The organism is Nocardia sp. NPDC056611, from assembly GCF_042792755.1.
Lineage (GTDB): Bacteria > Actinomycetota > Actinomycetes > Mycobacteriales > Mycobacteriaceae > Nocardia.
In genome coordinates, this window is sequence record NZ_JBHTVV010000003.1 from 603,036 (window position 1) to 629,473 (window position 26,438).

Consider the following 26,438-nt stretch of genomic DNA (forward strand, 5'->3'; position numbering starts at 1 on the left):
CCGGTGGGGCTCCCACCCCGGGTGTCCGCCGGGCCCCTGCTCACAGCGGGCCCGGCACTACTCTTGTCTCCGGAACCGATGTTCCGATGATCGGGACTATTTCGGTTCGAAACAGTGTGTTGGTCATAACTTCGATGGCAGGAAACTCTGCACGAGGAGGAACGCCCGCATGACTAACAAGGTGCTCGATCGGGTCCGCGATCTGCTGCCCGCGATCCGGGAACGCGCGGTTCAGGCCGAAGAGCAGCGGCGGGTGCCCGACGCCAGCATCGCCGAGCTCACCGAGGCCGGTGTGTTCCGCATGCTGCAGCCGGCCCGCTTCGGTGGCATGGAGGAGTCCCCGGTCGCCTTCTACGAGGTGATCCGCGCGATCGGCACCGTGTGCCCGTCCACCGCATGGGTGTCCTCGGTGCTGGGCGCGCACCCGTGGCAGCTGGCCCTGTTCGAGGACCAGGCGCAGCAGGACGTGTGGGCCGAGAACCCCGACACCCTGGTGTCCTCCTCCTACGCGCCGACCGGCAAGCTGACCGTCGTCGACGGCGGCTACGAGCTGTCGGGCCGCTGGCAGTTCTCCTCCGGCTGCGACCACGGCCAGTGGGTGTTCCTGGGTGCGCTGGTGCCGACCGCGACCGGCATGGACTACTACACGGTCCTGGTGCCGCGCACCGACTACCGCATCGAGGACACCTGGAACGTGTCGGGCCTGGCGGGCACCGGCTCCAACGACATCGTCATCGAGAAGGCGTTCGTCCCGGCCTATCGCGCCTACTCGGCCGCGGATCAGGCCAACCTGATCGGCCCCGGCCAGGCGGTGAACACCAACCCGCTGTACAAGATCTCGTTCGGCGCGCTGTTCTCCAACACCATCACCGCCCCGATCATCGGTGCGGCGCAGGGCGCCTACGACGCGCACATCGAGCGTCAGCGCGAGCGCGTGCGGCTGTCCTACGGCGGCCAGAAGGTCTCCGAGGATCCCTTCGCCCACGTCCGGATCGCCCGCGCCGCTTCGGAAATCGACGCCGCGGTGCTCCAGATGGAACGCAACATGTCCGAGCAGCTGCGCTACGCGCAGGCCGGTGAGGAGATCCCGTTCGAGCTGCGGCTGGCCACCCGCCGTGACCAGGTCCGCGGCACCGAGCGCGCGCTCGAGGCGATCGACCTGCTGTTCAAGAACTCCGGCGGCCACGCCATCCGCCAGCCGAACATCATCGAGCGCAACTGGCGCGACGCCCACGCGGGCAGCGTGCACGTGATCAACGACGTGGAGCGCGCGCTGGCCATGTACGGCAAGGGCGCGATGGGCCTCGAGGTCGCGGATCGGATGCTCTGATGACCCTCACCGCGGAGAGCACCACCAGGTGGGTGACCGTCGACGGTCACAAGCTCCGCTATCACGAGGCCGGCGAGGGCCCGGCGCTGGTGCTGTTGCACGGCTCCGGCGCGGGTGTCTCCGGCTGGGCAAACTTCGGTGAGAACCTGCCGGTGCTGGCCCAGCACTTCCGCTGCCTGATCCTGGATCAGCCGGGCTTCGGCGAGAGCGGTCGTCCGGAGGTGTACGAGCGCAACTACCTGCGCATCGCCGCCGACGCGGTGATCGGCCTGCTCGACGAGCTGGGTCTGGAGCAGGCGCACGTGCTCGGCAATTCCATGGGCGGCACGGTCGCGACCCTGCTCGCGCTCGAGCACCCGGGCCGCGTGGACCGCGTGGTGCTGATGGCCCCGGGCGGGGTCGGGGTGAACATCCTGGGACCCGAACCGTCCGAGGGCATCAACCGGCTCATGGAGTTCAACATGAACCCCAGCGACGAAAAGGCCATGGGCTTCCTGCGGGCCATGGTCTCCAACCCGGCCACCCTCACCGAGGAACTCGTCGCCAAACGCCTGAAGGCCGCCGCCGACCCGAAGGGCCAAGCCGCCCTGCGCGACGCCTACGCCACCTTCTACAACCCGAAGCTGGCCGAGCCGGTTCCGCTGTGGGCGCGGCTCAAGGGAATCAAGCAGGAAGTGCTGATCCTGTGGGGCCGTGACGACCGGGTCACCCCGGTGGAGGGCTCGCTCTTCGCGGCCCGGCAGATCCCCAACGCGGACCTGCGCACCTTCGCCCGCTGCGGCCACTGGGTCATGGTGGAGCGCAAGGACGCGTTCGAGCGTTCGGTGATCGACTTCCTGAACAACGGCTTGTAGCAAGCGGTTTCCCGTGATTCGGGGGGTGGGCGGTACCTCATGGGTGCCGCCCGCCCCCCGAATTCGTTTTCCCGGATTCGGGCCCGGCGCTAGAGTCCGACCATGACGTGGACTGCCCCCGAGGTCACCCGTTCGCAGCAGCTGCTGGCCGGCGACGAGCGCGCCATGCTGCATTCCCTGCTCACCCGCGGGCGAGAGATCCTGCTGTGGAAATGCCAGGGCCTCACCGGCGCTCAGCTCGCCACCCGCAGCGTGGAGCCGTCCACCATGTCCCTGCTGGGCCTGATCCGGCACATGACCGAGGTGGAACGCGGCTGGTTCCGCATGCGCGCGGCGGGCGAGGACCTGGCCTATATCTACTCCGACGAGATCAATCGTGACGGCGACTTCGACGACACCGACCCCGAGCGGGCCGAAGCCGACTACGCCCGGTTCGTCGAGGAACTGACCTTGTGCGACAAGGCCGTCACCGACCTGGCCCTCGACCACACCGCCCCGCACCCCCGCACCGGCAAGGACCTGTCCCTGCGCTGGATCTACCTGCACATGATCGAGGAGTACGGTCGGCACGCCGGGCACGCCGACCTGTTGCGCGAACGCATCGACGGGGCCACCGGCTACCAGTGATCACTCCGCGGCTCGGCGGCGGCCTTCCCGGAAGAACTCGGTGAGCGCGTCCAGGTCGCCGAGTTCGGCGATGGTGCGGGACGCGCCGAAGGACTGGTTCCAGAAGTCGCCGGTGCGCGGCCGCCACGGGCCCACATAGGCGTAGGGCTCGCCGATCAGGCCGTCGCCGGGCGAGACGCCGTAATTGACTTCGTCGATGTCGATCCCGAGATCGAAATGCTCGGGCCACAGCACCGGCGTGCGGTCGGGGGCCAGGGCGCGCAGGGCGTCATCGCCGAGTCCGTAAGCGCTGGTGAGGATCCGGGACTGCCGGGCGTCGACGAACAGGGGCGCGTCCGGATCGAACGTCGTGCGGCTCGCGTACACGCCCTCCGGCATCCCGGGTTCGACACCCGCCGCGGCGGCCAGCTCCGCGATCGTCGCGCCGTCGATCTTCCCGATCGGCAGGTCGTCGAGCAGGAGGACATCGGCGCGCACCGCGAGTCGTGGCTCCCGCACCGTGGCGAATCCGCCGGGCACCGGGATCAGCCGAATCGTCTTGCTGCGCGAGTATTCCGGTCCGGCCAGCAGTTGTTCTGCCACCGCGTGCAGGCTTTCGCGGGTCCGGCGGTAGTCGTCGATGGTCGTCATGCGAGCAAGTCCTCCGGAATGGTGGTCGGGACCTACAGGTCGTGTTCGTGGGCCCAGGCCGCCAGCTGGGTGCGGGAGGTCAGGCCGAGCTTGGTGAGGATGTGTTCGACATGGGTCTCGGCGGTGCGCACCGAGATGACCAGGTCGGCGGCGATCTTCTTGTTGCTGTGCCCGGCCGCCACCAGGCGGGCCACGTCCTTCTGACGGCGGGTCAGCACATTGGTCTCCGACAGCGTCGCCGTCACGGAGCGGGCGGGGCGCTTGAGCGCGGGCGGTGCGGTGACCGGTTCGGGCTCCGGCGCGGCGGTGTGGCCGAGCGCGTAGTCGATGGCCTCGCTCAGCGGCAGGCTCGCGCCGGCGCCGAACGCGGTGCGGAAGGCTTCCTCGCCCAGGGCCTCGCGGACCTTGAGCCGCTCCTTCTCGCCGACCGCGACCGTGATGGTGTGCGCCAGCCGGATGGTGCTGCGCTGCAAGGACTCCGCAGCGCCCAGCAGCCGCGCGGCCCGCTCGTGGTCGCCGCCCGCCGAGACCGTCCAGGCCAGGCCCTCGAAGGCCGACGACAGCCAGATGCAGCGCTCGAACAGGGCCAGCTGCTCGATGGCGCGGCCGTGGAATTCGGCGGCCGCCTCGAGTTCGCCGCGCCGCCAGTGGTCGATGCCGACCGTCCACAGCGCCAGCCCGCCCAGCAGATGCGAACCGGAGTCGGTGGTGAGTTCCAGGAACCGCTCCGCCAGTTCGGTGCGGCCGGGCGCCTCCAGGACCATCGCCGCCATGAAAGAGAAGGCGTGCGAGTCCATCTCGATCGCGTTCTGCCCGGTCTCGGCCGCCAGTTCGATGGCGCTGCGGCCCAGTTCCAGCGAACGTTCGCGGTCGCTGGCGAAGGCCAGCAGCGACCGGTCCAGCGCCACCTCGGCGAGGATGTCGTCATCGTCGAGGGTGGCGGCCAGTTCCATGCACTCGGTCACCAGCCGCGCCGCCGACTCCTGATCGCCCAGCAGGGCGGCCAGTGAGGCGGCCGAGGACAGCGCCTTGGCGCGTTCGGCGGTGCGCTCGGGGTTGCGGGTGAGCGAGTCGGTGAGCCAGCGGTAGCCCTCGGACAGGAACCGGTTGTGCTCCCAGAACGGCCGCAGCACCGTCACCGTGGCCATGGTGCGCAAGGGGTCGTCCTCGAGGCCCGACCGCAGTGCCGCACGCAGATTCGCGTGCTCGCGGCTCAGTTCGCGGAACCACGCCACATCGGCGGAGGTCCAGTACGCGGTCTGCCCCTGCATGGCCAGCCGCCGGTAGTGCTCGCGGTGCCGGGCCCGAACCTCCTGCGCCGTACCGCGTTCGGCGAGCCGGTCGGCGGCGAACTGGCGGATCGGCTCCAGCATCGAGTACCGGGCCACGTCGCCGTCGAAGCGCAGCATCACCACCGACTTGTCGACCAGCCCGGTGAGCGCCTCGATGAGCGCGCCCGGCGCCAGCTCGCACACCGCTTCCGCGGCGTCGATGTCGAAGCCGCCCGCGAACACCGAAAGCTGTTCCCACAGCGTCTGTTCGGCGGTGGTGCACAGGTCGTAGCTCCAGCGGATCGCACCCTCGATGGTCTGCTGCCGTTGCGGCGCGGTGCGCGGCCCGGCGCTGAGCAGCCCGATGGTGTCGTCGAGGCGGTCGCGGATCTGCTCGGGGGTGAACATGCGCAGTCGCAGCGCGGCGAGTTCCAGCGCTAGCGGCATGCCCTCGAGGCGGCGGCAGATCTCGGCGAGCACCGCCCGATTGGCGGGGGTGGCCTCGAAGCCCGGGTTGGCTGCGGTGGCCCGCTCGATGAACAGTTGCAGCGCGTCGCCGTCCTCGCCCAGGGTGTCGGGCACGGTCAGCGGCGGCACCGGCATCACCTGTTCGCCGGGGATGCCGAGCACCTCGCGGCTGGTGGCCAGCACCCGCACATCGGGGGTGGTGGCGATGATCCGGCCGACCAGCGCGGCGCACGCCTCGATCAGATGCTCACAGTTGTCCAGAATCAGCAGCAGCCGCTTGTCGGCCAGGAATTCGGTGAGCCGGGGCAGCGGCGCCGTGGACTCGTCGCGTAGGTTCAGGGCCTCGGTGACACTCAGCGTGACCAGGGCAGGATCCTGCACGTCGGCCAGCTCCACCAGCCACACCCCGTCGGGGAACGCCCGCGCCACCAGGTGCCCGATCTGCCGCGACAGACGGGTCTTGCCCATGCCGCCGGGGCCCAGCAGGGTCAGCACCCGGGTGGTCGGCAGCAGACGTTTCGCGGTAGCCAGTTCTTCGCGACGGCCGACGAATGAAGTGACCTCTTCAGGGAGGTTTCCATTGACACGCCGCGCCATGGGGTCCAACCTATGTGATTTGCCGCATTCAAGGCCAGCAGGCACGCATAAACCCAGCTCACGGGCGCCCTCGGTGTGCGCGGCGATACACTCGACCGGGTGCCGAGCAGAAGCCGCCGCGCCCGCCTCGCCGACGTCCACGACCTGGCCGGGGCCATGCCGCACGTCTCCGTCGAGCACGGGCCCGCGGGCAACCCGGTCTATCAGGTGGGCCGCAAGTCCTTCGTCTATTTCCGCACCCCACGCCCCGACGCCGCCGACCCGGACACGGGGGAGCGCTACGACGACGTCATCATCATCTGGGTGCCGTCCGAGGACGACAAACTGGCCCTGACGCAGGATCCCGGCTCACCGTTCTTCACCACGCCGCACTTCCGGGGACACCTGTCGGTTCTGGTGCGTGGCAGCCGAATTCCCGAACTGACCCTGGGCGAACTCGCCGAAGTCGTGCAGGACGCCTGGCTTTCACGCGCCTCGGCCACCCGTGCCCGCAGGTGGCTGGCCGAGAACGGGCCCGCCGCTCAGGGCTGAGCCGACGGCTCCGCGCCGTTCGGCCGGGTCAGCGCCGCACGCAGACTCGCGATCAGGACGGCCTGTGCCGCACGGCCTTCCGGGGTCGGCGTCAGCGGATAGACGTGCACCAGATCCGCGGCCTCGTGATAGTCGACCGCCACGCCCGCGGCCCGGGCCTTGCCGACCAGCAGCCGCGCATCCGGCATGAGAATGTCGCGGGTGCCGCAGAACACGGTCAGCGGCCCGAGCCCGGTGAAGTCCGCGAACAGCGGGCTGACCTGCGGGTCGGTGATGGACAGCGGCCCGCTCCAGCGCTCGCCGAGCACCAGGCCGCCGGGGCGGCCCAGCCACGGGTCGCTCGGCTGCACCTCGGCGATCTCCGGATTGCTCATCGACAGGTCCAGGGCGGGGGAGATCAGCACCGTGCGCGGCAGGATCACCTCGTGCTCGTCGCGCAACAGCAGGGCGGTCGACAGCGAGATCTGCCCGCCCGCCGAATCACCGGCCAGGCACACCTCGCCGTAGCGGGCCCGGTTGGCCAGCACCAGCTCCGCGAAGGCCGGGATCACCCGATCGGCGGTTCCGAAGGGGATCAGCGGGTAGATGGGAAGCGTGACAGTGGTTTCCGCGCGGGCCGCGATCTCCGCGGCCAGCCGCCAGTGCTGCGGCGCGATCTCGTTCACCCAGCCCCCGCCGTGGGCGTAGACGACATTGCCGCGGGCGCGACCGGACCGCGACGTCAGCGTGTAGACGGGCCGGACCGAGTCGTGGAGCACCGAGACCTCGACATCCGAGCGCAGTCGGCGCGGCGGGCCGTAGGGCAGCGGCCGCAGGGTGCGCTCCCGGATGCGTTCCCGCGCGCCCTCCGCGGTGATGAACGGGCGATTGGCGCGCGTGGCCCGCAGATACCAGGGCACGATCCGGCTGAGCAGGCTGGGCATTCGCGCCTCCGGGGGTTCTCTGGTGCCCACACCGCGTCGTGTGGCCGCTCCCGCCGACGATACCGAAACCCCGGCCCGGCCTATCCGTTCTCGATGACGGCGCCGGTCAGGAAGGCGGACATGGCCTCGGCCACGGCGTCGGGGCGATCCAGCATCGACAGGACGTAGGCGTCGTCGAGTTCGACCAGGCGGGCCTTGGGGATCAGCTCGGCCAGGCGGCGGCCGTGCTCGCGCGGCATCACCTTGCCCGCCGACGACCACAGGATCAGGGCGTCGCCGGGGAAGTCGCGCAGCGCTTCGGTGTTCGCGATGTACTCGGCCTTCGACCGCGGGGAGCGCGCGTAGCCGAGCAGGTCCCGTCGAATCCGCTTGTCCCGCAGGCCCGGTTCGGTCCAGCCGCGGACCAGGTCGTCGTCGATCGGGCGACGCGCCATCCAGCCGAACATCACCGGGGTGGCGCGCAGCCACGACACCCGTAACTGCCTGAGCGCCAGCGTGACTCCGCCGGGCAGTGCGCACGCCACGATGGCGGTCTTGCCGGGCAGTCCGGGCGGGAAGTTGTCGAACGCCTCGCAGGGCAGCACGATCAATCGCCCGACCCGCTCGTCGAGGCCGTACGCGGTGAGGAACAGGCCGCCGCCCCAATCGCTGTGCACCAGGGTGACATCGCGCAGATCCAGCGCGGTGAGGAATTCCGCGAGCAGGTGATTCAGCCCCCGCATGCTCAGGTCGGCGTCCGCGCGCAGCGGCTCGGGATGCGCGCCCAGCGGCAGATCCGGCAGGACGTATCGGAAGCCCGGGGGCAACTTGCCGATCACCTCGTCCCACACCGTGTGATTCATCAGCAGTCCGTGCAGCAGCACGACCGCCGGTCCCTCGCCGCGTTCGGCGTAGTGCACCTGGCCCACGCTCAGTTCGACTGTCGGCATCGCCTTCTCCCCTCTAGAGCACACGCTCTAGTGCGTTTGCTCTAGTCTGGACGGGTGCACGAGAAGCTGTCAACCACCACCCGGGATCGCCTGGTCACCGCCGTCGCGGAGCTCATGCGCGTCCAGGGCTACAGCGCGATCACCGTCAAACAGATCACCGCGGCCTCGGGCGCCCCGATGGGCTCGCTCTACCACCACTTCCCAGCGGGGAAGGCGGGCATCGCGGCGGAGGCGCTGCGCACCTCGGGTGCGGCCTACATCCAGTTGCTGCCGCTGCTCATGGACGCGCACGAGGATCTGCGCGAGGCCGTGCCCGCCGCGTTCACCGCCGCCGCCGAGACCATCGAGCAGAGCGGATGGATGAACATGTGCCCGGTCGGGACCGTGGCCGGGGAGGTGGCCGACAGCGAACCCGGGATCCGTGAGGTGGCCGCGGACGTCATGCGGTCCTGGATCGATGAGGGGACAAGCTATTTCGTGCGGCGCGGCCTCACCGAAGCCGCTGCCCGGGAGCTGATGGTGGCCGTGTTGTGCGCCCTGGAAGGCGCTTTCGTGCTCAGCCGGACCCTGCGCTCGACCGAGCCGTTGCTGGCGGCGGGACGGGCGATGGGAGCCCGCGTGAGCCAGTTACTTGACATCAATATTGGTTGAGGTTGGAGGGTGGGGTCATGTCGACCGAAACCACTCTCGCCGTCACGCCCTTCGATGACACGACCGCCGAGACCCTCGCGCGGTCGCTGTCGCCCGCGGTCGTCGTCGGCATCGGCGAGTCCACCCGTTTCGCCCACCAGACCTTCGCCGTGCGCGACGCGATCTTCCGGAACCTGGTCGAGCGCCACGGCTTCCGCACCCTGGCCGTGCAGGACAGCGCCGACGTCGGCGCGACCCTGGACGCGTACGTCCGCACCGGCGCCGGCACCGCCGTCTCCGCCCTCGACCTGTCCTGGCGGCCTTGGCGCACAGCGGAAATGGCGGAGGCCCTGACCTGGATCCGGGAGTTCAATCAGGCCCACCCCGACGATCCGGTCGGCATCATCGGCGTCAAGCCGGTGCAGGCCAAGCCCGAGGACTACGACACCGTCCTGGACGAGGTCCGGGCCCACGCGCCGGACCGCGCCGCCGAACTGGCCGCGCACCTGGACCCCATCCGCACCGCGCACACCCTCGACGAACACGTCCAGCGCGCCCGCGGCGTCCACCCGGGCCGCCTCTTCCTCGACCATGCCCGCGACGCGTCGGCGCTGGTGGCGTCGATCCCGGAACTCGGCGAGACCGCCCGCGCCCGAATGGCTTTGATCGAGGATTTCCATCGGCACAGCGTCGCGGGCCGGGGGAGTTTCGCCGGCGACGCCGAGCGGTGGGCGGCCACGATCATCGGCCATCATCAGCGCACCGGATCGCGCACCGTGTACTGGGACGGCATCGCGCACATCTCCGCCGGGGCCGCCGCGATCGGGCTGGCGGCGGGGCAGGAGGCGACGGCCAGTGTGGGCGGTGTGCTGCGCGAGCATTTCGGCCGCGACTACGCGGCGGTCGCGATCGGATTCCATCACGGCGATGTCGGCGTGGCCGAGATCCCCGCTCCAGCAGCGGATTTCCTGGACGCGCGGCTCGGGACCGCGGGCCCGGACCGGCTGTGGCTGGATCTGCGCACCGATCCGATCCCGGGTCCGGCCAAGCTGCGGGTGATCAGCGGCGTCTACGACCCGGTCCGGGATGCCGACGAGCACTTGGCGATTCGCGATCTGCCGCGGGCGTTCGACCTTCTCGTACACATCCGTGCGGTAACAGCTGTGCGGTGGCTGCCCTGAGACCACCCCGTCGTCGAATACGCTGCGCCGGTGAGTGCAGACCTTGGGGATGACTTCCGGCAGCCGACGGAAGAGCAACGGCGGCAACGCGATGCGGAGGCGAACGAGTGGTGGGCGCGCAATTACGGTCGCCGAGTGGAGCTGGGCGGCTTCGGTGAAGCGCTCTCGGCGCTGCTGGCCACCGAGCTCACGGACTGGTCATGGGCCGAGATCGATGAGGTCTATACGAAATTGGCCTGGGAGTCGACCCGCGACGACGCGGCCGGGCTGGTCTTCGCGGCCGTGGACGGCGCGGAACTCGTCGCCGTCGAGACCCGGCGGGTGGCCACCGCGCCGGGGTTCGGGTACGGGGAGTTCACACAGCTCGTGCTGTCGTATCCCTGCGGGTCGGCCGTCGTCGATCACGTGTTCACCACCGCGCTGGCCGACTGCGTCGGCGTCCTGGGCGAACCGGACCTGGTCGGCGGCCCGGGCGCGCAGGCGATGTGGTGGCGCGGCGGGGAGATCGTGACGTTGGGCCGGTCGATCCGGCCGATCGAGGTGAGCCTGCGGATCGAACCGCGCGGCCCGCGCGAGACCGAGCGGGAGTTCGACTGGGAATACCATGAGGACCACTGGCCGGGGGAGTGCTGGCTGGCGTGGCCGGACGAGTCGCGCGCCTGGGACATCGGGGCGCTGGGCGACAAGGAGCCCGACGCGGCCACCCTCGAGGAGCTCGAGGACCACATCGACCGCCTGTTCCTGTCGCTGACCGTGGACCTGCCGGTCCTGCATCCCCTTGTCCCGCACGTGATCTGGGTGATCACCCTGGCCGATCGCCCGCACTGGATCGCGCAGGGCTTCTTCGCCGCCAACGCCCAGTCCCGGCTCGAGGTGCGCGAGGACGACCACGCGCGCGGGCAGATGTACAACCACGGTGTCGGCGCGGCCCGGCAAATGGCGGCCGAGACCAAGGCCGCGATCCGCCGTTCGGGCGTGAAGTACCCGTCGGACTTGCGTTTTCAGGCCTGGGTGTCCCCGGCGAAACCGGCTTTGCAGGCGTTCCGGCTCGGGCTCCGCTGGGACGAGCACCGCCGGGACGACGACTGAACCCGGTCGCTAGCCGACCGCGGGAATGTCGGTCAGCAGGTGGCTCATCCGATCCCGCTTGGTGGTCAGATAGTGCACATTGTGCTCGGTCGGCTGGGTCTGCAGCGGGATCCGGGCGTGCACCGCGATGCCGTGGGCCTGCAGCCCGGACTGCTTGGCCGGGTTGTTGCTCAGCAGCCGAACCGAATTCACCCCCAGATCGCGCAGGATGTGGGCGGCCGCCCGGTAGTCGCGGGCGTCGATGGGCAGGCCGAGCCGGACATTGGCGTCCACGGTGTCGGCCCCGCCGTCCTGTAGTTCGTAGGCGCGCAGCTTGTTGAGCAGCCCGATGCCCCGGCCTTCCTGACCACGCAGGTAGACCACGACCCCGCGGCCCGCGGCGGCCACCGCTTCCAGGGCGGCGTCGAGCTGTTCGCCGCAGTCGCAGCGCAACGACCCGAAGGCGTCACCGGTCAGGCATTCGGAATGCACTCGGGCCAAGGCGTTCTCGCCCGACGGGTCGCCCAGGACCAGGGCCAGGTGTTCGGCGCCGGTGTGGGCGTCGGCGTAGCCGTAGACCCGGAAATCGCCGAAGCGGGTGGGCAGCCGGGTCTCGACCTCGCGGGAGATGCCGTGCTCCAACCGTTTCCGGTACTCGATCAGGTCGGCGATGGAGACCAGCGGGATGTCCCATTCCTTCGCCAGGATCAGCAGATCGGGGAGCCGGGCCATACCACCGTCGTCATCGACCACCTCGGCGATGACACCGGCGGGCCGCAGCCCCGCCAGGCGCATGAGGTCCACGGCGGCCTCGGTGTGGCCCGGACGGCCCAGCACGCCACGGTCGTTGGCGCGCAAGGGGAACACGTGGCCCGGGCGGGAGAGCTGTTCGGCGGTGGTGCGCGGATCGGCCAGCAGGCGCATGGTGTGCGCGCGGTCCGCCGCGGAGATGCCCGTGCTGACACCGGTGACGGCGTCCACGGAGACGGTGTACGCGGTGCCCTTGGGATCCTCGTTGACCGCGGTCATGGGCGGCAGCCCGAGCCGGTCGCAGTCCTCGCCGGTCATGGGCACGCAGAGGACGCCGCTGGTGTGCCGCACCAGGAACGCGATGTTCGCCGCGGTCGCGTGTTCGGCGGCCAGGATCAGATCGCCCTCGTTCTCGCGGTTCTCGTCGTCCACGACCAGCACCATGCCGCCGCGGGCCACCGCCGCCACCGCGCTCTCGATGGAGTCCAGTGCACCGGTCATCGTCGACCAACCTCTCCGGCCGCACGAACGATGGCTTGCAGAACTTGGGCTTGCGGCCTATTACCAATAGAAATATGACTGACGGAGAACATCGAGGTCAGGTCTCGGTGAGCGGTCACGGAAAGGGCCCGGAAGCATATCGCTCCCGGGCCCTTCCCCTTCAATCAGTGCCTCGCGGTCGGTGCCACAGAATGCCCTGCGGTCAGTGCCACAGAATGTCCTGCGGTCAGTGCGCGGCACCACCCGTCGCCGGGGTCCGGCCGTGCTTCATGATGAGCGCTCCGACGAGCGCCACCGCCGCGGAGGCAGCCACGAAGTAGAAGCCCAGCTCGTAACCCTTGTCGGCGTACAGCATCGGGATCTCCTTGGTGACCGGCGGCGCGCCCGTCACCGACACCACGGCCTTGACCGGGTTGGCGGTCAGCAGCGCGGTGGCCACCGCGAGACCGATCGCCGCGCCCATGGCCTGCATGACGCCGAGCATGCCCGCGCTGATGCCCTGCTGTTGCGCCGGAACGCCTTCCACGATCAAGTTCGGCGTGGACGCGTAGTAGAAGGCGAACGCGACACCGTAGACCGCGCTGATCAGCGCCTGGGTCTGCCAGCCGTGCGAGAGCGCCGCGTAGGCCAGACCGCTGCCCACGAAGATGGTCAGCGCCGTCACCAGCGGCCAGCGGGCGCCCGAGCGCCGGATCCACAGACCGCCGAGGAATCCGAAGATCATGGCGATCAAGGACTGTGCGAGCGTCACGTGGGTGGCGAACTTCATCAGCGTGAAGTTGTCGCCGTAGCTGTAGCCCGGTTCCAGATCCACCTTCACCATATCCGGCGGCAGGTGCTGGTACACCGCCTCCGGCGGCACCTGGGCGTTCACCATCTCCGGGGTCACCTGGGCGTTGACCTTGTCGGTCAACTGCTGCTTCAGTTCGGCCGGCAGCTCCATGCCCGGGGGCATGGCGGCCTTGGCCTGCGCCTCGGCCGCAGCCAGGCCCTGGGCCCGCGCCTGGGTCAGCGCCTGCGCCTGCGCCTGGGCCAGCGCACCCTGCTTCACCTGTTCCCAGGTGGCGTCCTTGACCTGCGAGACCACCTCCGACGACGGCGGCGACTGGGTCATGTAACCGGTTGCGTAGGACTGGTATCCGATCATGAACGAGGCCAGCAGACCGATGAACAGCACCACGCTGACGCGCGGGTTGAACAGCAGCTTCATGTCCATGATGGGGTTCTTGGCCCGCATCTCCACGATCGGGAACAGCGCCAGCAGCGCCAGGCCGCCGATCAGCCAGACCAGCGTGGACGGCTTGCTCCAGCCCCAGTCCTGGCCCTTGTCCAGGTACAGCAGGGTGAGGGTGGCGCCCGCGCCGAGCAGCACCGCGCCGATGATGTCCAGGCGCTGCGGGGTGCGCAGCTTCGACTCCGGGACGAACAGGATCAGCAGCGGCGTCATCACCAGGGTGAAGATGAACAGGAACCAGAACAGTCCACGCCAGCTGGTGTGATCGGTGATGTAGCCGCCGATCAGCGGACCCGCGAGCGCCGAGACGCCCAGGCCCGTGGAGGCGATGCCGAGGCCGATGGGCACCATGCGGCGCGGCATCAGGTCGCGGATCAGGCCGTAGGACACCACGGTCGTCGCGATGGCGGTGGCCTGCAGCGCGCGGCCCACGAGGAAGATCGCCCAGGTGCTGGTGAGCGCGCACAGGACCGTGCCGATGAGGAACAGCCCGCCGCAGATCAGGAACATCCGCTTCTTGCCGTAGATGTCGCTGAGCTTGCCGATGAGCGGGGACACCGCGGCACCGAAGATGCCGAACACGATGATGGCCCAGTTGATGTTCGCGCCCTGGTCGGGGAAGGTCGGGGCGATCTGGCGCAGGGCGGAGGCGACCATGACGTACTGCATCGGGGAGATCTCGGTGAACAGCACGATGATCGCGAGGACCGACCAGATCCTCAGGTTTGACGCGCCATCGAGACGACCCGAGTCGTCAGGCGCAGTTCCGGGCGGCACCGCGGTGTCGACGGAGGTGGACATAGTGCGTCCTCCAGGGTGGGTAGTAACACGATCCTGTGAACCGTGTCACGCCCGAGGAGTGCTGCCCATCACAAAGTCCGGTCAGTGGGAATCACCGGAATTCTATTTCTTCGCGGTCTTCCTGCGGCTACGCTGTCTCGCCAGTTTGTCCAAATCTGACAGCAAGTCCTCTGCGAATTCCTTCTCCGCCTCGTAATGCTTGACGCACCACCGCAAGACCGCGCTGGGGTAGGCCCAATCCGGATTCACGTCCGCGCCCTCGGCGTCGGCCTGCGCCCGGCGGCGCATGGTCTCGGTGTATTCGATGTGCTGCTGCAGGATCTCGCGCATCCGGTCCGGCTCGGCCAGATGACCGAGCCAAGCCCGCAGCATCACACTGTGTTTGAGCACCGGGGCCTCGACGGGGGAGTGGTTGACCCACTCCGAGGCGGCCTCGCGCCCGGCCTCGGTGATGGCGTACATGCGCTTGCCGCGCATGCCGTCCTCGGAGACCACGGTCCGCGACACCGCGTACCCGTGTTTCTCCAAACGCTTGAGCTCGGCGTAGATCTGGGAGAACGAGGGGCTCCAGTAGAAGAACTGCAGACTCCAGTCGGCCCACTTCTTGAGGTCGTATCCGGAGAGTTCCTCGGCATGCGAGAGCATTCCGAGCACCGCCCACGCGGTCGTGGGCAGGTCCGGAATCGCCCGCGCCTCCGCGGACGGCACGCCATCGATCATCATCGAACTGTATCGCCCCGGCATGTGCCCGCTCCGATCAACGCCAGTGCGCGCGACGCGGGAACAGGGTGCGGCCGGCCTCGTGGGCGACCTCGAGCACGACGCGGGCCAGCCGGTCGTAGCTCATGCCCTCGGCGCGACCCGACAGCGACAGCGCGGCGGGCGCGGTGCCCCGCCCCCGCAGCGGCGCGGCGACGCAGGCGATGCCGGCGATGGCCTCCTCGCGGTCGATGGCCACGCCCTGGCGCAGGCGGATCTGCTGCAGCTCGCGGGTCAGCGCCTCGGGCTCGCAGACGGTGCGCGGGGTCAGGCGCGGCAGGCGGGTGCGCAGCGCGGCCTCGGCGATGTTGGGCTCCAGACAGGCCAGCATGGCCTTGCCGAGAGCGGTTGCGTGCGCGGGCATCCGGCCGCCCAGGCGGGTGGGCAGGCTCGCGGCGAAGCGGCCGCCGGCCTTGTCCAGGTAGACCACGTCGCGGCCGTCGAGCACGGCCAGGTGGCCGACCATGCCGGTGCGCTGGCTCAGCTCGTGCAGCAGCGGGGAGACGGCGTCGCGGATCTCGTTGTGGTCGGCGGTCAGACCGCCCAGCTCGAGGGCGCGCATGCCCAGCCGGTAGCCGCCCGAGGTGTGGGCCAGCCAGCGCAGCTTGATCATCTGGTCGAGGATCCGGTGCACGGTGGACCGCGGCAGCCCGGTGCGCTCGACCAGACCGAGCAGCGTGAGGGTCGGGGTGGAGGCGTCGAAGGCGTCCAGGATCAGCGTCATGCGCTCGATCATCGAGACGGGGACCTCGGCACTCGCGCGAGATTCCTTGGCGCGCATGGGGTTGTGGGGGTGTCGAGTATCCGCGGGCGGCAGCATGGCGATGGTCATATGTACCTCCGTTGGTTCATATCCGGGCTGGGTGTATCGGATGGGGCTATTCCGATTAGGCATGTACCTAGCTCGGACCTTGTGCTACCCATCACAGTGCCGCACGCCACAACCTGCGGAATCGGGAGAACTACGTAAAACCTACGGATCCGTGTCCCGATCACCGAACCACCGTGTTGACGCCTCCTGCTCACGACCTGCTGTCATGACTGCTAGCTATATTTCGGATCGAAATAAGGAGGAGCCGGTGCTCGATCAGACCCCGGCCATCGACGCGACGGCCTTCAAGACCGTCCTCGGGCGTTTCTGCTCGGGGGTCACCGTGATCACCGCCCTCGACGAGGACGAGCCGCTCGGCTTCGCCTGCCAGTCGTTCGCATCGCTGTCCATCGACCCGCCGCTGGTGAGCTTCTTCCCGGCGCGCAGCTCGAGCACGTGGCCGCGCATCCGCGAGATCGGGCGGTTCTGTGTCAACATTCTGGCCGACGACCAGGCCGAGCTCTGCCGGCAGCTGGGCCGCCCCGGCCCGGACAAGTTCGCGGGCGTCGAGTGGGCCCCCTCGGAGAACGGTTCGCCGTTGCTCGCGGGCGCCATGGCGTCGATCGACTGCGAGCTCTACGACGAGGCCGACGGCGGCGACCACACCATCGTCATCGGACGCGTGACCTGCTTGAATGAACATTCCGAAGCCAAGCCGCTGCTGTTCTACCGCGCCGCGTTCGGTCGTCTCGAGCATCCGTAATCGGGCCCGTCTCGACTATCAGTAGTCACCGCCCGGCCAGTGAGACTGCGCTGTCGTCACCGTCACACCGGCCGCAACCATCGAAGCAAGGCAAGGGAGAGGAATTCACATGACCACCACGGACAGTGAGGTGCGAGTCATCGATGCCGGGAAGCCCCCGACTCGATTCGCGCGCGGCTGGCACTGCCTGGGCCTGGCCGACTCCTTCCGCGACGGAAAGCCGCACACCGTCAAGGCTTTCGGCACCGAGATCGTGGTGTTCGCGACCGAGAGCGGCGAGCTCAACGTGCTCAACGCGTACTGCCCCCACATGGGCGGCAACCTGGCCGACGGCACCGTCAAGGGCGACTCCATCGCGTGCCCGTTCCACGACTGGCGCTGGAACGGCAAGGGCAAGTGCACCGGCATCCCCTACGCGCGCCGCGTGCCCCCGCTGGCCCGCACCAAGGCGTGGCCGACCATGGTCGAGAACAAGCAGCTGTTCGTCTGGCACGACCCGGAGAACAAGCAGCCGCCCGCCGAGCTGGCCATCCCGCGCATCGACGCCGCCTTCGACGACCAGTGGACCGACTGGACCTGGAATTCCATGATCGTCGACGCCAACTGCCGCGAGGTGGTGGACAACGTCGTCGACATGGCGCACTTCTTCTACGTGCACTACGGCTTCCCGACCTTCTTCAAGAACGTCTTCGAGGGCCACACCGCCAGCCAGTACATGACCTCCGTATCGCGCGAGGACATGATGGGCGAGACCGCCAAGGCGCTGGGCGGCAAGAACGTGCTGCAGTCGGAGGCCTCGTACTACGGGCCGTCCTACATGATCGACTACCTCAAGAGCGAGAGCCCGAACGGGCTCGTGGTCGAGGGCTACCTGATCAACTGCCACTACCCGATCAACGAGAACCAGTTCGTGCTCATGTACGGCGCCATCGCCCGCAAGCCCGACGGCGTCCCGGCCGAGCAGGCCGCGGAGATCGCCGCCAAGTTCGTCGGCGGCCTGGGCAAGGGCTTCGAGCAGGACGCGGCCATCTGGAAGCGCAAGTCGCGGATCAACAACCCGCTGCTGTGCGAGGAGGACGGGCCGGTCTACCAGCTGCGTCGCTGGTACGAGCAGTTCTACGTGGACGCCGGCGAGGTCGCGGACGAGATGACCGACCGCTTCGAGTTCGAGGTGGACACCACCCGCGCGGTCACCGCCTGGGAGGCCGAGGTCGCCGACAACCTGGCCAAGCGCGACGCCGCCGTGGCGGGCCACGCATCCAGCACCGGCGCCTGAGAGGCATTGCCATGGACAAGGTTTCGTGCCGGTCCTGCGGGACCTGCGTGCAGGTCGAGAAGTTCAGTGACCAGCACACCAGCGTGCAGTGGAACAAGGACGCGCAGGCCGCGTGCACGGAACTCGAGAAGACCGGGTTGCGTTCGCACACCTGCCGTGAGCTGCGGGCCAGCATCGACGAGGCGGTCGCCTCGGGTGCGCTGACGGTCAGCACGCGGGATACGGACGTCCGTACCCGCGGGCGAACTCTGGCCTGAGTGAGTGCCGGCCCGCCGCGGGCCGGCCTCCTCCGGGTGGGCCTTCCGACGTCGTCGGCGGTCGGCCCCGGTTTACTGATACCCGCCTGGGCGGGTTCGAAACGAACAGCACAGGAATGGAACTGGTGGAACGGATGACGGTCACAGACTTCGAGGTAGACGAGGCCGTGGCGACCGCTCAGGTGAGCGGGATCACATCGGTGACGATCGTGCGCGTGGTGCGCGAGACCGCCGACGCGGTGTCGCTCGAGCTCGTTCCCGACGCCGCGCACACCGAACGGTTCTCCTACCGTCCGGGCCAGTTCCTCACCCTGCGCATCCCCAGCGACCGCACCGGCTCGGTCAGCCGCTGCTACTCGCTGTCGAGCGCCCCGCACGAGGGCGGCCCGCTGAAGGTCACCGTCAAGCGGACCGTCGACGGCTACGGCTCGAACTGGCTGTGCGACAACGCCGCCGAGGGCCTGGCCCTGGACGTGCTGCCGCCCGCCGGCATCTTCACCCCCGAGTCGCTCGACACCGACCTGCTGCTGTTCGCCGGGGGCAGCGGCATCACCCCGGTGCTGTCCATCCTGAAATCCGTGCTGGCGCAGGGCAGTGGCCACTGCACGCTGATCTACGCCAACCAGCACGAGAACTCGGTGATCTTCGCCGAGGAACTCGCGGAACTGGCTGCCGCGCACCCGGATCGGCTGCTGGTGCTGCACTGGCTGCAGTCCGTGCAGGGCCTGCCCAGTGTGGCCGGCCTGGCCGCGCTGGCCCGGCCGTGGGCGGGCCGGGAGGTCTTCGTCTGTGGTCCCGGCCCGTTCATGGACGCGGTCGCCGCCGCCATGACCGAGCTGGGCGCGGACCGCAAGCGCGTGCACGCCGAGAAGTTCGTGTCGCTGTCCGGCAACCCGTTCGAGGCGGACACCGGCGCGAGCGAGGCCGTGATCGACGACGGCGACGCCGCGACCGTGCGGGTCGAACTCGACGGCGAGAACCACGAAATGCCCTGGCCGCGTCAGCGGACCCTGCTCGACACCATGCTCGCCAAGGGACTGGACGCCCCGTACTCGTGCAAGGAAGGCGCGTGCAGCGCCTGCGTGTGCCGCGTCCTGACCGGCGAGGTCACCATGCGCCGCAACGAGATTCTGGAGGAGGAGGACATCGCCGACGGCTATGTGCTCGCCTGCCAGGCCGTTCCGGTCACCGACGACGTCACCGTCACCTATTCCTGATATCCCGAATCTCCCGAGGAGTATCACCATGGCTGCCTTCGCCTCGCTCGGCTACGTGCGCGCCCACATCGCCGATGTGGACGCCTGGCGCGCGTTCGCCTTCGACACCATCGGTTTCGCCGAGGGCACCGGCCCCAATCCGGACTCCATCTACCTGCGCGTCGACGAGCACACCTACCGCCTGGAACTGGTGCCCGGCGACCGCGACGCGGTCATCGCCGTCGGCTGGCAGGTCGCCGACCGCCGCTCGCTGAACCTGGTGCGAGAGATCCTGGAGCAGGCCGAGATCGAGGTCACCGAGCTCTCGGTCGCCGAGGCCGTGAACCGCCACGTCGAGGAGGCCATCTCCTTCGTCGACCCGTCCGGCTTCACCATCGAGGTCTTCCACGGCCCGCTGCTGGACCACAGCCCGGTGGTCGGCAAGTTCGGCAACCGCTTCGTCACCGGCGACCTGGGCCTGGGCCACGTGGTGCTGCCGGTGCGCGACATCGAGGAAGCCCGCCAGTTCTACACCGAGGTGCTGGGATTCGCCTCGCGCGGCTCGTTCCGCGTCGGCCCGCCCGAGCACCCGATCTGGATCCGCTTCATGGGCGTCAATCCGCGCCACCACAGCCTGGCGCTGATCCCCGGCTCGCGCCCGGACGGCCCCGGCATCGTGCACGTCATGGTCGAGGTCGACTCGCTCGATGACGTGGGCCGCGCCCTGGACCGCGTCAACAAGGCCGGCTACCACCTGTCCTCCACGCTGGGCCGCCACACCAACGACAAGATGATCTCCTTCTACGTGCGCACCCCCGGCAACTGGGATCTCGAATTCGGTTGCGAGGGCATGCTCGTCGGCGACGACTACGTGGCCGAGGAGATGACCGCCGACAGCTACTGGGGTCACGAATGGGCCCGCGGCTAGGACAGTGAATTCTCGACGGTGACCCGAGGCTGGGAAGAGACATGCGCGCGGTAGTCATGCGGAACCGGAAGCTCGTCGTGGACGAGATTCCGGAACCGGTGCCCGGACCGGGTCAGGTGCTGGTCGAGACCATCGCCTGCGGGATCTGCGGGTCCGACAAGCAGGCCCTCGACTACACCGACGAGTTTCTCCAGGCCTCTCGCGACAGCGGGGTGCCGACCTTCCTGTTCGATCCGTGCCGGGACCTGGTGCTGGGCCACGAGCTGTCCGCCCGGGTCATCGGCGCCGGACCGGACACGCCGTTCGTCGAGGGACAGGCCGTGGTGGCGCTGCCCTGGGCGCTGGACCGCGCGGGCGGAATCCACGGCATCGGCTACTCCAACGAGTTCCCCGGCGGGTTCGGCGAGCGAATGGTGTTGCAGGCCATGGCGCTCGAACCGATTCCCGACCATGTGCCCCCGCACGTCGCCGCGCTCACCGAACCCCTCGCCGTCGGCTTCGGCAATGTCGCCCGTACCGGCATCGGGCCGGACGGCACCGGCATCGTGATCGGTTGCGGCCCCGTCGGTCTGGGTGCGGTGGCCGCGCTGGCCGAACGCGGCGTCGCCCCCATCGTCGCCTCGGACCCCTCGGCACTGCGCCGCGAGGCCGCGCTGCGGATGGGCGCGCACCGGGTGGTGGACCCGGCCGTCGAGGATCCGGTGGAGGTCTGGCAGGAGCTGGCCGCACCCGGCCAGAAGCTGCACGTATGGGTCTGCGCCTCGGTGCCCGGCCTGCTCAACGACCTCATGTACAAGGTGCCGCGCGAGACCGCCATCCTGCAGATCGGCGCGGTCATGACCGACGACGTCATCCGTCCGATCGTCGGCCTCTACAAGGACATCTCGCTGCAGATGTGCATGGTCTACCCGCAGGAGGAGTACGCGAAGACCTTGCGCCGCATCGCCGACGGCACCGTGGACGCCGCCTCGCTCATCACCGATCAGGTGGGACTGGACGGGGTCGCCGACGCGATCGAGTCACTGCGCAATCCCGACGACCACATCCAGATCCTGGTCCGCCCTCAGTTGTGAGCGCGCACCAATCGGCAGAAGTCCACGGGCGCCAGGCCATCCGTGCGTTGCCACAACGCGGCGTCGACCGCCTCGCGCTGGGAGATGTGCTCGGCGACCGTGAACCCGTGCTCGTTCAGCAGCGCCGTCACCGACTCGGGGGAGAAGTAGCTGAGCATGGGCTCGCCCTGCTGCGCGGTGGCCAGGCGGGCGAATTGGGCGAATACCCGGCCGGATTCGTCCTGTAATTCGTCCGGGAGTGCGTATTCCATGATCAGTTCGGTGCCGGGCGTGAAACCGGACAGGGTGTCCAGGGTGGCCGCGATGGCAGGTTCGGTCAGGTACATGGCGACGCCCAGCCAGCTCACCAACGAGCGACGATCCGGGTCGAAGCCGTGGGCCTTCAGCTGCGCGGTCAGATCGTCGCGCTCGAAGTCGACGCCGACGAATTCCACCGCCGCCGTATCGAATCCGGCGTCGGTCAGCAGCTCCCGCTTCCACGCCTGCGTGGCCGGATGGTCCACTTCGTAGACGGAGACCCGCCCGGCGGGCGCGGTGCGCCAGGCGAAGGTGTCCAGGCCCGCGCCCAGGATCACGTACTGCTCGAAACCGCCTGCCGCCAGCCGCGTCTCGGTGTAGTGCGCGCGGGCGCTGACCTGGGATCGGCTGCCGCTGAGGACCGGGTGATCACCGGATTCGCGATGGTAGGCCACGAGTTCGGCGGCTCGCTCACCCAGCAGCGTCGCGGCCACGGTGTCGTGGAACAGATGCGGCGGGTGATCCACGACCAGATGCGCGGCGCGCGCCGCGGCGGCGATCATCGCGGTCCGGCTCGGGCCCTTGTCGTTCGGTGAGCCGTCGTCCATCGAATTTCTCCCATCGTTCGAAAGTTGGCGAATAGCCGTGAGATCCGATGGTAGACAGGAGAATTCGATTTCGCTTTCACCATATCACAAGCAAATAACTTTCCGGTGACGGTGAATTGTCATCGGATCATCGATCCGTGAAGGTGATCCGGACGGTCACCGGATCGCTCTCCAGGGCGGCGAACATGCCGCGCGCCAGCGGAGCCAGCAGCGGGTGCGGGGCGAAAGCGCGGGTGCGTGCCACCACATCGTCGTCGGGGAGCAGGGCGGCGGTGCCGGTCCGCCAGCGATCACCCTGGCGGACCCGGACATTCGGGTTCGCGGAGATGTTCAGCCCCCAGCCCGAGCGCATGCCGTGCTGGCAGATGGCCCAGGCGCCCTCGTCATCGAACAGCAGCGACACCGGGACCCGGCGCGGCTGCCCGGACTTGCGGCCCACGGTCTCGATCTCGCTGGCGAAGGCGGTGCGGATGCCGATCTTGTCGAGGGCGCGCACGGTCGGGTTCATGACCGCGCGGCCGACGGCCCGCTCGATCCGGAACTTGCGAGCGGCCCGCTCGGCGGCGCTCCGGGGCGCGGCGGGGCGCTTGCTGCGGAAGGCATCGAAACCATTGCGGCGCAGCATGATCACCGCCGTCCGCCAGGGCGATCGGTCCGGATCGGGGGCGTTGCCCGCGCCGAGCAGGTGCAGCTGGTCGGTGTGCCACTGCAGGTCGATCGCGCCGTCCATGGCCTTGAGTCCGCGGTTGGCGGCCAGGCGCGGCGGCAGGCTCAAGGTGATGTGCGGGGACCGCAGGGCGTCGGTGCGCTCGGTGATCAGGTCGCCCGCTGCGGTGGGGATCACCGCGGTCGGGCGGCCCAGGCCGATCACGTCGCAGGCCCCCTCGGACAGCGCCTCGGACATGGCCGAGCGGGACCGGAAGCCGCCGGTCACCGCGATCGGCACCGAGCCCGCGGCCTGCCGGGCGGTGCCCGCGTAGTCCAGGAAATACGCCTCGCGGGCGCGGGTGCTTGCCGACACGGTGCTCGGACGGTTCAGCATGGCGGGGGATTCGTAACTGCCGCCGCTGATCTCGATCAGATCCAGCTGCTCGGTGGACAACTGTTCGATGACCGCGCGCGACTCCTCCTCGGTGAAGCCGCCGCGCTGGAAGTCCGCGGAGTTGAGCTTGATGCCCACGCCGAACCCGGGGCTCACCGCCGCGCGGATGCTGCGCGCCACCTCGAGCACGAAGCGCCGCCGCCGTTCGGCGTCACCGCCCCAGGCGTCGGTGCGCTGATTGGACAGCGGGGACAGGAACTGGGAGACGAGATAGCCGTGCGCGCCGTGGATCTGCACCCCGTCGAATCCGGCGGCCTCGGCGACCCGGGCGGCGGCGCCGAAGCGGGCGACGATGTCGAGGATCTCGTCCTCGGCCAGCGCGCGCGGGGCCGGGATGCCGGGAATGCCCACCGCGATGGCGGAGGGGGCGACCGCGCGGGTGCGGGTGACGATCGGATTGGCCTGCCGTCCGGGATGATTCAGCTGCACCCAGACCTTCGCGCCGCCCTCCTTGGCGATCGTGGCCCAGCGGGTGAGCGCGGCCAGGTGGCGCTCGTCCTCCATGGCCACATTGCCGGGCTCGCCGCAGTGTCGCCGGTCGACCATGACATTGCCGGTGACGATCAGGCCGTAGCCGCCGCGACTCCACTGCCTGTAGAGGCGTTCCAGGCGCGCGTCGGGGGCATTGTCGCCATTCGCCAGTCCCTCGCTCAGGGCCGACTTCATAATGCGATTGCGTAGCACCTGCCCGCTGGCCAGGGGCAGGGGATCGGACAGGGTCGGCTGTGGGGCTGCCGGGGGCATGGGTGCTCCGATTCCTCGTCGAAGTGCTGATCGGCGGACTACACTCGGTAGACCAATCGGTATATCACTGACGGTAGTACACCGATCGGTATACAACAAGGAGGAATCGACCATGGGCGCCCGCGACCGCCTCATCGACAGCGCCATCGCCCTGATGCGCTGCAATGGCATCGCCGGAACCGGCATCGCCCAGCTGCTCGAACACAGCGGCATCTCCCGGCGATCCATCTACCTGAACTTCCCCGGCGGCAAATCCGAACTGGTCGCGGAGGCCACCCGCACCGCCGGCAAGGCCACCAGCGCGCTCATGCGTACCGTCACCGGTGGCACCGACCTCGCCAGCGCCATCGCGGCTTTCCCGGCCATGTGGCGCGAAGTCCTGGTCGCCAGCGATTTCGCCGCCGGCTGCCCGATCACCGCCGCGGCGCTGGGCCGCACGGAATCGCCGGAGGCCGCCGACGTGGCGGGGGAGACCTTCGAGGAGTGGGAGACCATCCTCGCCACCCGCCTCGAGGCCGAGGGCGTCGAGCCCGACACCGCCCACTCGCTGGCGACCACCATCATCGCCGCCGTCGAGGGCGCGGTCGTCATGTCGCTGGCGAGCCGGACGACCGCGCCCCTGGAACGCGCGGGCCGGCAGATGGCCGACCTCGTCGCCCTGCACACGGCGACGAAGACGACCGTCTGAGCCTCGGATCCGGCCCGGGTCCGATCAGATCAGGCTGAGACCGCCGTCAATGGTGACCACGGTCCCGGTCGTGTAACCCGACCGGTCGGAGGCGAGAAACGCTGCCATATCGGCGATCTCGCGCGGATGGGCCGGTCGGCCGAACGGGAAGTCCGCGGCCATCTCCGCGAAGCGGGCATTGTGCTCGATCAGCGCGGTGATGCGCGCGGTCGCCACCGGACCCGGATTGATCCCGACCACCCGGATGCCGTCGCGCCAGCTGCGACTGCCCAGGGCGCGGGTGAAGGCCATGAGCGCGGCATTGCCGGTGCTGCCCGCGATGTACTCGGCATCGGGGCGTTCGCCCGCCGCGCCGATGACATTCACGACCACGCCCCTGCCCTGCTCCTTCATGCGGGCGTAGACGAGGCGGCTCAGGTTGATGTAGCCGAACACCTTCAGCTCCCACCCGTGCCGCCAGGCCTGCTCGTCGACCGCGGTGAGGGAACCGCCGGGCATGTCCCCGGCATTGTTGACCAGAATGTCCGGCGCGCCGACGACCGCCGCGAGCCGTTCGATATCGGCGGCCTCGCGCAGGTCGGCCGGGTGGGTGTGGACCTCGACGCCGTGCACGGCGCGCAGCCGCTCGGCGAGGTCGTCGAGCCGTTCCTTGCCGCGGGCGGCCAGGTGCAGGTGGCAGCCCTCGGCGGCCAGCACACGCGCGATCTCCGCGCCGATGCCGGCGGACGCGCCGGTGATGAGGGCGGTCCGCCCGGTGAGTCCCAGATCCATGTGCTCGATTCCTGATTCAGTGGGCGGGGGTTCAGTGGACGGGGGCGGGTTCGATGCCGGACAGGCCGAGGGCGCGCTGGAAGACGCTGTCCCGCAGCCGGGCCGGGATACGGGACAGCCACACGGCGAGCCGCGCATCGGTTCCCGCGACGTAGACGGCTTTCGGTCGCCGGGCCGCGACGGCGCGGACGATGGCGGCGGCCGCGACCTCCGGCGGGGCGTACCGCTGTCCGGCGGCCGCGGTGTCGAAGGCGACGAGCTGGCGTTCGTAGAGTTCCACCCTCCGCGGATCGGCCTGTGCCCGTGCGGATTCGGCGGCGGCGGTGGACTTGGCGAAGATCTCGGTGCGCATGGCCCCGGGCTGCACGATCGACACCGGAATACGCCACGGGGCCAGCTCGACCCGCAGTGATTCCGAATACGACTCCAGTGCGGACTTGCTCGCGCCGATCGGGCCGAGGAACGGGAAGGCGGCCCGGGCGCTGGCCGCGCTGACGTTGACGATGCGGCCTCCGCCGGCGCGGAGCAGTGGCAGGAACGCCTGGATGATGCGTACGGGGCCGTGCACATTGACCTCGAATTGGCGGCGCCATTCCTCGATGGGCACCAGTTCGACGGGGCCCTGCACGAGTACGCCCGCATTGTTGATGACGGCGTGCAGGCCGTGCCCGTCCTCGGCTTTGCCGATGTACTCGGCGGCCGCGGCGACGCTGCCGGGGTCGGTGACGTCGAGGGTGATCTGGGTGATGCCGGTGGCATCGAGCTCGGGCGCCGGTGTGCGGACACCGGCGTAGACGTGAAATCCCTTGGCGGCCAGGGCCTGTGCGCAGGCACGGCCGATGCCGCCGTTCGCGCCGGTCAGCAGGATGGCGCGCACGTTGGTGGGTGCTGTCATGGGAA

Annotated in this window: 26 protein-coding genes; 14 read left to right on the top strand and 12 right to left on the bottom strand. The window is 69.4% G+C overall.

The annotated features are described in order from the left end of the window. Positions 1-169 precede the first annotated feature (169 nt). From hsaA to ACFRAQ_RS19235, 3 genes are all read left to right on the top strand, one after another. Positions 170-1,330: a 3-hydroxy-9,10-secoandrosta-1,3,5(10)-triene-9,17-dione monooxygenase oxygenase subunit gene (gene hsaA, locus ACFRAQ_RS19225; protein ID WP_357090110.1), complete on the top strand. Its 1,161-nt coding sequence runs from the start codon at positions 170-172 to the stop codon at positions 1,328-1,330. Further along, positions 1,330-2,184 carry an alpha/beta fold hydrolase gene (locus ACFRAQ_RS19230; protein ID WP_379101331.1) on the top strand — a complete coding sequence of 285 codons (855 nt, stop codon included), beginning with the start codon at positions 1,330-1,332 and terminating at the stop codon, positions 2,182-2,184. Before hsaA ends, ACFRAQ_RS19230 begins: the two co-directional genes overlap by 1 nt. A 102-nt stretch (positions 2,185-2,286) precedes the next feature. Continuing rightward, a complete protein-coding gene (locus tag ACFRAQ_RS19235) occupies positions 2,287-2,811 on the top strand; it encodes a DinB family protein (RefSeq protein WP_379101333.1) in 525 nt (174 codons plus the stop codon). On the opposite strand, the gene ACFRAQ_RS19240 is transcribed toward ACFRAQ_RS19235, so the two are convergent. After that, a complete protein-coding gene (locus ACFRAQ_RS19240) occupies positions 2,812-3,441 on the bottom strand; it encodes a hypothetical protein (protein WP_379101335.1) in 630 nt (209 codons plus the stop codon). Between the two features lie 32 nt (positions 3,442-3,473). After that, positions 3,474-5,777 carry an ATP-binding protein gene (locus ACFRAQ_RS19245; RefSeq protein ID WP_379101337.1) on the bottom strand — a complete coding sequence of 768 codons (2,304 nt, stop codon included), beginning with the start codon at positions 5,775-5,777 and terminating at the stop codon, positions 3,474-3,476. A 99-nt stretch (positions 5,778-5,876) separates the two neighbouring features. On the opposite strand from ACFRAQ_RS19245, the gene ACFRAQ_RS19250 reads away from it, so the two are divergent. Next, positions 5,877-6,308, top strand: a complete 432-nt coding sequence (locus tag ACFRAQ_RS19250; RefSeq protein WP_379101339.1) for an MmcQ/YjbR family DNA-binding protein — start codon at positions 5,877-5,879, stop codon at positions 6,306-6,308. Here ACFRAQ_RS19250 and ACFRAQ_RS19255 read toward each other — a convergent pair. Both ACFRAQ_RS19255 and ACFRAQ_RS19260 read right to left on the bottom strand, forming a co-directional pair. Beyond that, positions 6,299-7,231: an alpha/beta hydrolase fold domain-containing protein gene (locus ACFRAQ_RS19255; RefSeq protein ID WP_379101341.1), complete on the bottom strand. Its 933-nt coding sequence runs from the start codon at positions 7,229-7,231 to the stop codon at positions 6,299-6,301. The genes ACFRAQ_RS19250 and ACFRAQ_RS19255 overlap by 10 nt on opposite strands. An 80-nt stretch (positions 7,232-7,311) precedes the next feature. Further along, a complete protein-coding gene (locus ACFRAQ_RS19260) occupies positions 7,312-8,160 on the bottom strand; it encodes an alpha/beta fold hydrolase (protein ID WP_379101343.1) in 849 nt (282 codons plus the stop codon). Between the two features lie 54 nt (positions 8,161-8,214). On the opposite strand from ACFRAQ_RS19260, the gene ACFRAQ_RS19265 reads away from it, so the two are divergent. Genes ACFRAQ_RS19265 through ACFRAQ_RS19275 form a run of 3 tightly spaced genes read left to right on the top strand, consistent with a single transcriptional unit; the run spans position 8,215 to position 11,060 of the window. Next, positions 8,215-8,811, top strand: a complete 597-nt coding sequence (locus ACFRAQ_RS19265) for a TetR/AcrR family transcriptional regulator (protein ID WP_379101345.1) — start codon at positions 8,215-8,217, stop codon at positions 8,809-8,811. Positions 8,812-8,828: 17 nt separating this feature from the next. Next, entirely contained in the window at positions 8,829-9,971 is a 1,143-nt protein-coding gene (locus ACFRAQ_RS19270; protein WP_379101347.1) for an erythromycin esterase family protein, read from the top strand. 30 nt (positions 9,972-10,001) lie between these two features. Beyond that, on the top strand, positions 10,002-11,060 hold the full coding sequence (locus ACFRAQ_RS19275) for a hypothetical protein (protein ID WP_379101349.1): 1,059 nt from the start codon (positions 10,002-10,004) through the stop codon (positions 11,058-11,060). 9 nt (positions 11,061-11,069) lie between these two features. On the opposite strand, the gene ACFRAQ_RS19280 is transcribed toward ACFRAQ_RS19275, so the two are convergent. From ACFRAQ_RS19280 to ACFRAQ_RS19295, 4 genes are all read right to left on the bottom strand, one after another. Next, positions 11,070-12,290 carry a bifunctional 3,4-dihydroxy-2-butanone-4-phosphate synthase/GTP cyclohydrolase II gene (locus ACFRAQ_RS19280; protein ID WP_379101351.1) on the bottom strand — a complete coding sequence of 407 codons (1,221 nt, stop codon included), beginning with the start codon at positions 12,288-12,290 and terminating at the stop codon, positions 11,070-11,072. 226 nt (positions 12,291-12,516) lie between these two features. Further along, the gene (locus tag ACFRAQ_RS19285; RefSeq protein ID WP_379101353.1) at positions 12,517-14,325 is read right to left on the bottom strand and encodes an MFS transporter; all 1,809 of its coding nucleotides are present in this window, start codon (positions 14,323-14,325) and stop codon (positions 12,517-12,519) included. 102 nt (positions 14,326-14,427) lie between these two features. Then, positions 14,428-15,045 (bottom strand): PadR family transcriptional regulator, encoded by a 618-nt coding sequence (locus ACFRAQ_RS19290; protein ID WP_357279630.1) that lies wholly within the window; start codon positions 15,043-15,045, stop codon positions 14,428-14,430. Between the two features lie 37 nt (positions 15,046-15,082). Further along, on the bottom strand, positions 15,083-15,916 hold the full coding sequence (locus tag ACFRAQ_RS19295; RefSeq protein WP_379101356.1) for an IclR family transcriptional regulator: 834 nt from the start codon (positions 15,914-15,916) through the stop codon (positions 15,083-15,085). Between the two features lie 247 nt (positions 15,917-16,163). Between ACFRAQ_RS19295 and ACFRAQ_RS19300 the strand changes: the two genes are divergently transcribed. The 6 genes from ACFRAQ_RS19300 (at position 16,164) to ACFRAQ_RS19325 (ending at position 21,388) form a co-directional block, all read left to right on the top strand. After that, a complete protein-coding gene (locus tag ACFRAQ_RS19300; protein ID WP_357279627.1) occupies positions 16,164-16,658 on the top strand; it encodes a flavin reductase family protein in 495 nt (164 codons plus the stop codon). A gap of 109 nt (positions 16,659-16,767) precedes the next feature. Next, complete coding sequence (locus tag ACFRAQ_RS19305; protein WP_379101358.1) at positions 16,768-17,934, top strand: Rieske 2Fe-2S domain-containing protein; 1,167 nt, start codon at positions 16,768-16,770, stop codon at positions 17,932-17,934. An 11-nt stretch (positions 17,935-17,945) separates the two neighbouring features. After that, positions 17,946-18,191, top strand: coding sequence for a hypothetical protein (locus tag ACFRAQ_RS19310; RefSeq protein WP_379101360.1), 246 nt, complete (start codon positions 17,946-17,948; stop codon positions 18,189-18,191). A gap of 134 nt (positions 18,192-18,325) precedes the next feature. Then, positions 18,326-19,408: a 2Fe-2S iron-sulfur cluster-binding protein gene (locus tag ACFRAQ_RS19315; RefSeq protein WP_379101362.1), complete on the top strand. Its 1,083-nt coding sequence runs from the start codon at positions 18,326-18,328 to the stop codon at positions 19,406-19,408. Between the two features lie 28 nt (positions 19,409-19,436). Continuing rightward, on the top strand, positions 19,437-20,315 hold the full coding sequence (locus tag ACFRAQ_RS19320; protein WP_379101364.1) for a VOC family protein: 879 nt from the start codon (positions 19,437-19,439) through the stop codon (positions 20,313-20,315). Positions 20,316-20,356: 41 nt separating this feature from the next. Beyond that, complete coding sequence (locus ACFRAQ_RS19325; RefSeq protein ID WP_379101366.1) at positions 20,357-21,388, top strand: zinc-binding dehydrogenase; 1,032 nt, start codon at positions 20,357-20,359, stop codon at positions 21,386-21,388. On the opposite strand, the gene ACFRAQ_RS19330 is transcribed toward ACFRAQ_RS19325, so the two are convergent. Together ACFRAQ_RS19330 and ACFRAQ_RS19335 are read right to left on the bottom strand one after the other, a co-directional pair. After that, positions 21,379-22,233 (bottom strand): class I SAM-dependent methyltransferase, encoded by an 855-nt coding sequence (locus ACFRAQ_RS19330; RefSeq protein WP_379101368.1) that lies wholly within the window; start codon positions 22,231-22,233, stop codon positions 21,379-21,381. The two genes, ACFRAQ_RS19325 and ACFRAQ_RS19330, sit on opposite strands and share 10 nt — an antisense overlap. A 127-nt stretch (positions 22,234-22,360) precedes the next feature. Further along, positions 22,361-24,079, bottom strand: a complete 1,719-nt coding sequence (locus tag ACFRAQ_RS19335) for a nitroreductase family deazaflavin-dependent oxidoreductase (RefSeq protein ID WP_379101370.1) — start codon at positions 24,077-24,079, stop codon at positions 22,361-22,363. A 112-nt stretch (positions 24,080-24,191) separates the two neighbouring features. Between ACFRAQ_RS19335 and ACFRAQ_RS19340 the strand changes: the two genes are divergently transcribed. Further along, entirely contained in the window at positions 24,192-24,767 is a 576-nt protein-coding gene (locus tag ACFRAQ_RS19340) for a TetR/AcrR family transcriptional regulator (protein WP_379101372.1), read from the top strand. Between the two features lie 24 nt (positions 24,768-24,791). Here the strand turns inward: ACFRAQ_RS19340 and ACFRAQ_RS19345 are convergent, their stop codons facing one another. Next, positions 24,792-25,538: a short-chain dehydrogenase/reductase gene (locus ACFRAQ_RS19345; RefSeq protein WP_379101375.1), complete on the bottom strand. Its 747-nt coding sequence runs from the start codon at positions 25,536-25,538 to the stop codon at positions 24,792-24,794. Positions 25,539-25,569: 31 nt separating this feature from the next. Further along, positions 25,570-26,433: an SDR family NAD(P)-dependent oxidoreductase gene (locus ACFRAQ_RS19350; RefSeq protein WP_379101377.1), complete on the bottom strand. Its 864-nt coding sequence runs from the start codon at positions 26,431-26,433 to the stop codon at positions 25,570-25,572. Positions 26,434-26,438 lie beyond the last annotated feature (5 nt).

Bases quoted from the DNA above. Each gene is read 5' to 3' on its own strand.
- hsaA (WP_357090110.1), top strand. From the start codon at position 170: ATGACTAACAAGGTGCTCGATCGGGTCCGCGATCTGCTGCCCGCGATC.
- ACFRAQ_RS19230 (WP_379101331.1), top strand. From the start codon at position 1,330: ATGACCCTCACCGCGGAGAGCACCACCAGGTGGGTGACCGTCGACGGT.
- ACFRAQ_RS19235 (WP_379101333.1), top strand. From the start codon at position 2,287: ATGACGTGGACTGCCCCCGAGGTCACCCGTTCGCAGCAGCTGCTGGCC.
- ACFRAQ_RS19240 (WP_379101335.1), bottom strand. From the start codon at position 3,441: ATGACGACCATCGACGACTACCGCCGGACCCGCGAAAGCCTGCACGCG.
- ACFRAQ_RS19245 (WP_379101337.1), bottom strand. From the start codon at position 5,777: ATGGCGCGGCGTGTCAATGGAAACCTCCCTGAAGAGGTCACTTCATTC.
- ACFRAQ_RS19255 (WP_379101341.1), bottom strand. From the start codon at position 7,231: ATGCCCAGCCTGCTCAGCCGGATCGTGCCCTGGTATCTGCGGGCCACG.
- ACFRAQ_RS19260 (WP_379101343.1), bottom strand. From the start codon at position 8,160: ATGCCGACAGTCGAACTGAGCGTGGGCCAGGTGCACTACGCCGAACGC.
- ACFRAQ_RS19270 (WP_379101347.1), top strand. From the start codon at position 8,829: ATGTCGACCGAAACCACTCTCGCCGTCACGCCCTTCGATGACACGACC.
- ACFRAQ_RS19280 (WP_379101351.1), bottom strand. From the start codon at position 12,290: ATGACCGGTGCACTGGACTCCATCGAGAGCGCGGTGGCGGCGGTGGCC.
- ACFRAQ_RS19285 (WP_379101353.1), bottom strand. From the start codon at position 14,325: ATGTCCACCTCCGTCGACACCGCGGTGCCGCCCGGAACTGCGCCTGAC.
- ACFRAQ_RS19290 (WP_357279630.1), bottom strand. From the start codon at position 15,045: ATGATCGATGGCGTGCCGTCCGCGGAGGCGCGGGCGATTCCGGACCTG.
- ACFRAQ_RS19295 (WP_379101356.1), bottom strand. From the start codon at position 15,916: ATGACCATCGCCATGCTGCCGCCCGCGGATACTCGACACCCCCACAAC.
- ACFRAQ_RS19305 (WP_379101358.1), top strand. From the start codon at position 16,768: ATGACCACCACGGACAGTGAGGTGCGAGTCATCGATGCCGGGAAGCCC.
- ACFRAQ_RS19310 (WP_379101360.1), top strand. From the start codon at position 17,946: ATGGACAAGGTTTCGTGCCGGTCCTGCGGGACCTGCGTGCAGGTCGAG.
- ACFRAQ_RS19315 (WP_379101362.1), top strand. From the start codon at position 18,326: ATGACGGTCACAGACTTCGAGGTAGACGAGGCCGTGGCGACCGCTCAG.
- ACFRAQ_RS19320 (WP_379101364.1), top strand. From the start codon at position 19,437: ATGGCTGCCTTCGCCTCGCTCGGCTACGTGCGCGCCCACATCGCCGAT.
- ACFRAQ_RS19325 (WP_379101366.1), top strand. From the start codon at position 20,357: ATGCGCGCGGTAGTCATGCGGAACCGGAAGCTCGTCGTGGACGAGATT.
- ACFRAQ_RS19330 (WP_379101368.1), bottom strand. From the start codon at position 22,233: ATGGACGACGGCTCACCGAACGACAAGGGCCCGAGCCGGACCGCGATG.
- ACFRAQ_RS19335 (WP_379101370.1), bottom strand. From the start codon at position 24,079: ATGCCCCCGGCAGCCCCACAGCCGACCCTGTCCGATCCCCTGCCCCTG.
- ACFRAQ_RS19340 (WP_379101372.1), top strand. From the start codon at position 24,192: ATGGGCGCCCGCGACCGCCTCATCGACAGCGCCATCGCCCTGATGCGC.
- ACFRAQ_RS19345 (WP_379101375.1), bottom strand. From the start codon at position 25,538: ATGGATCTGGGACTCACCGGGCGGACCGCCCTCATCACCGGCGCGTCC.
- ACFRAQ_RS19350 (WP_379101377.1), bottom strand. From the start codon at position 26,433: ATGACAGCACCCACCAACGTGCGCGCCATCCTGCTGACCGGCGCGAAC.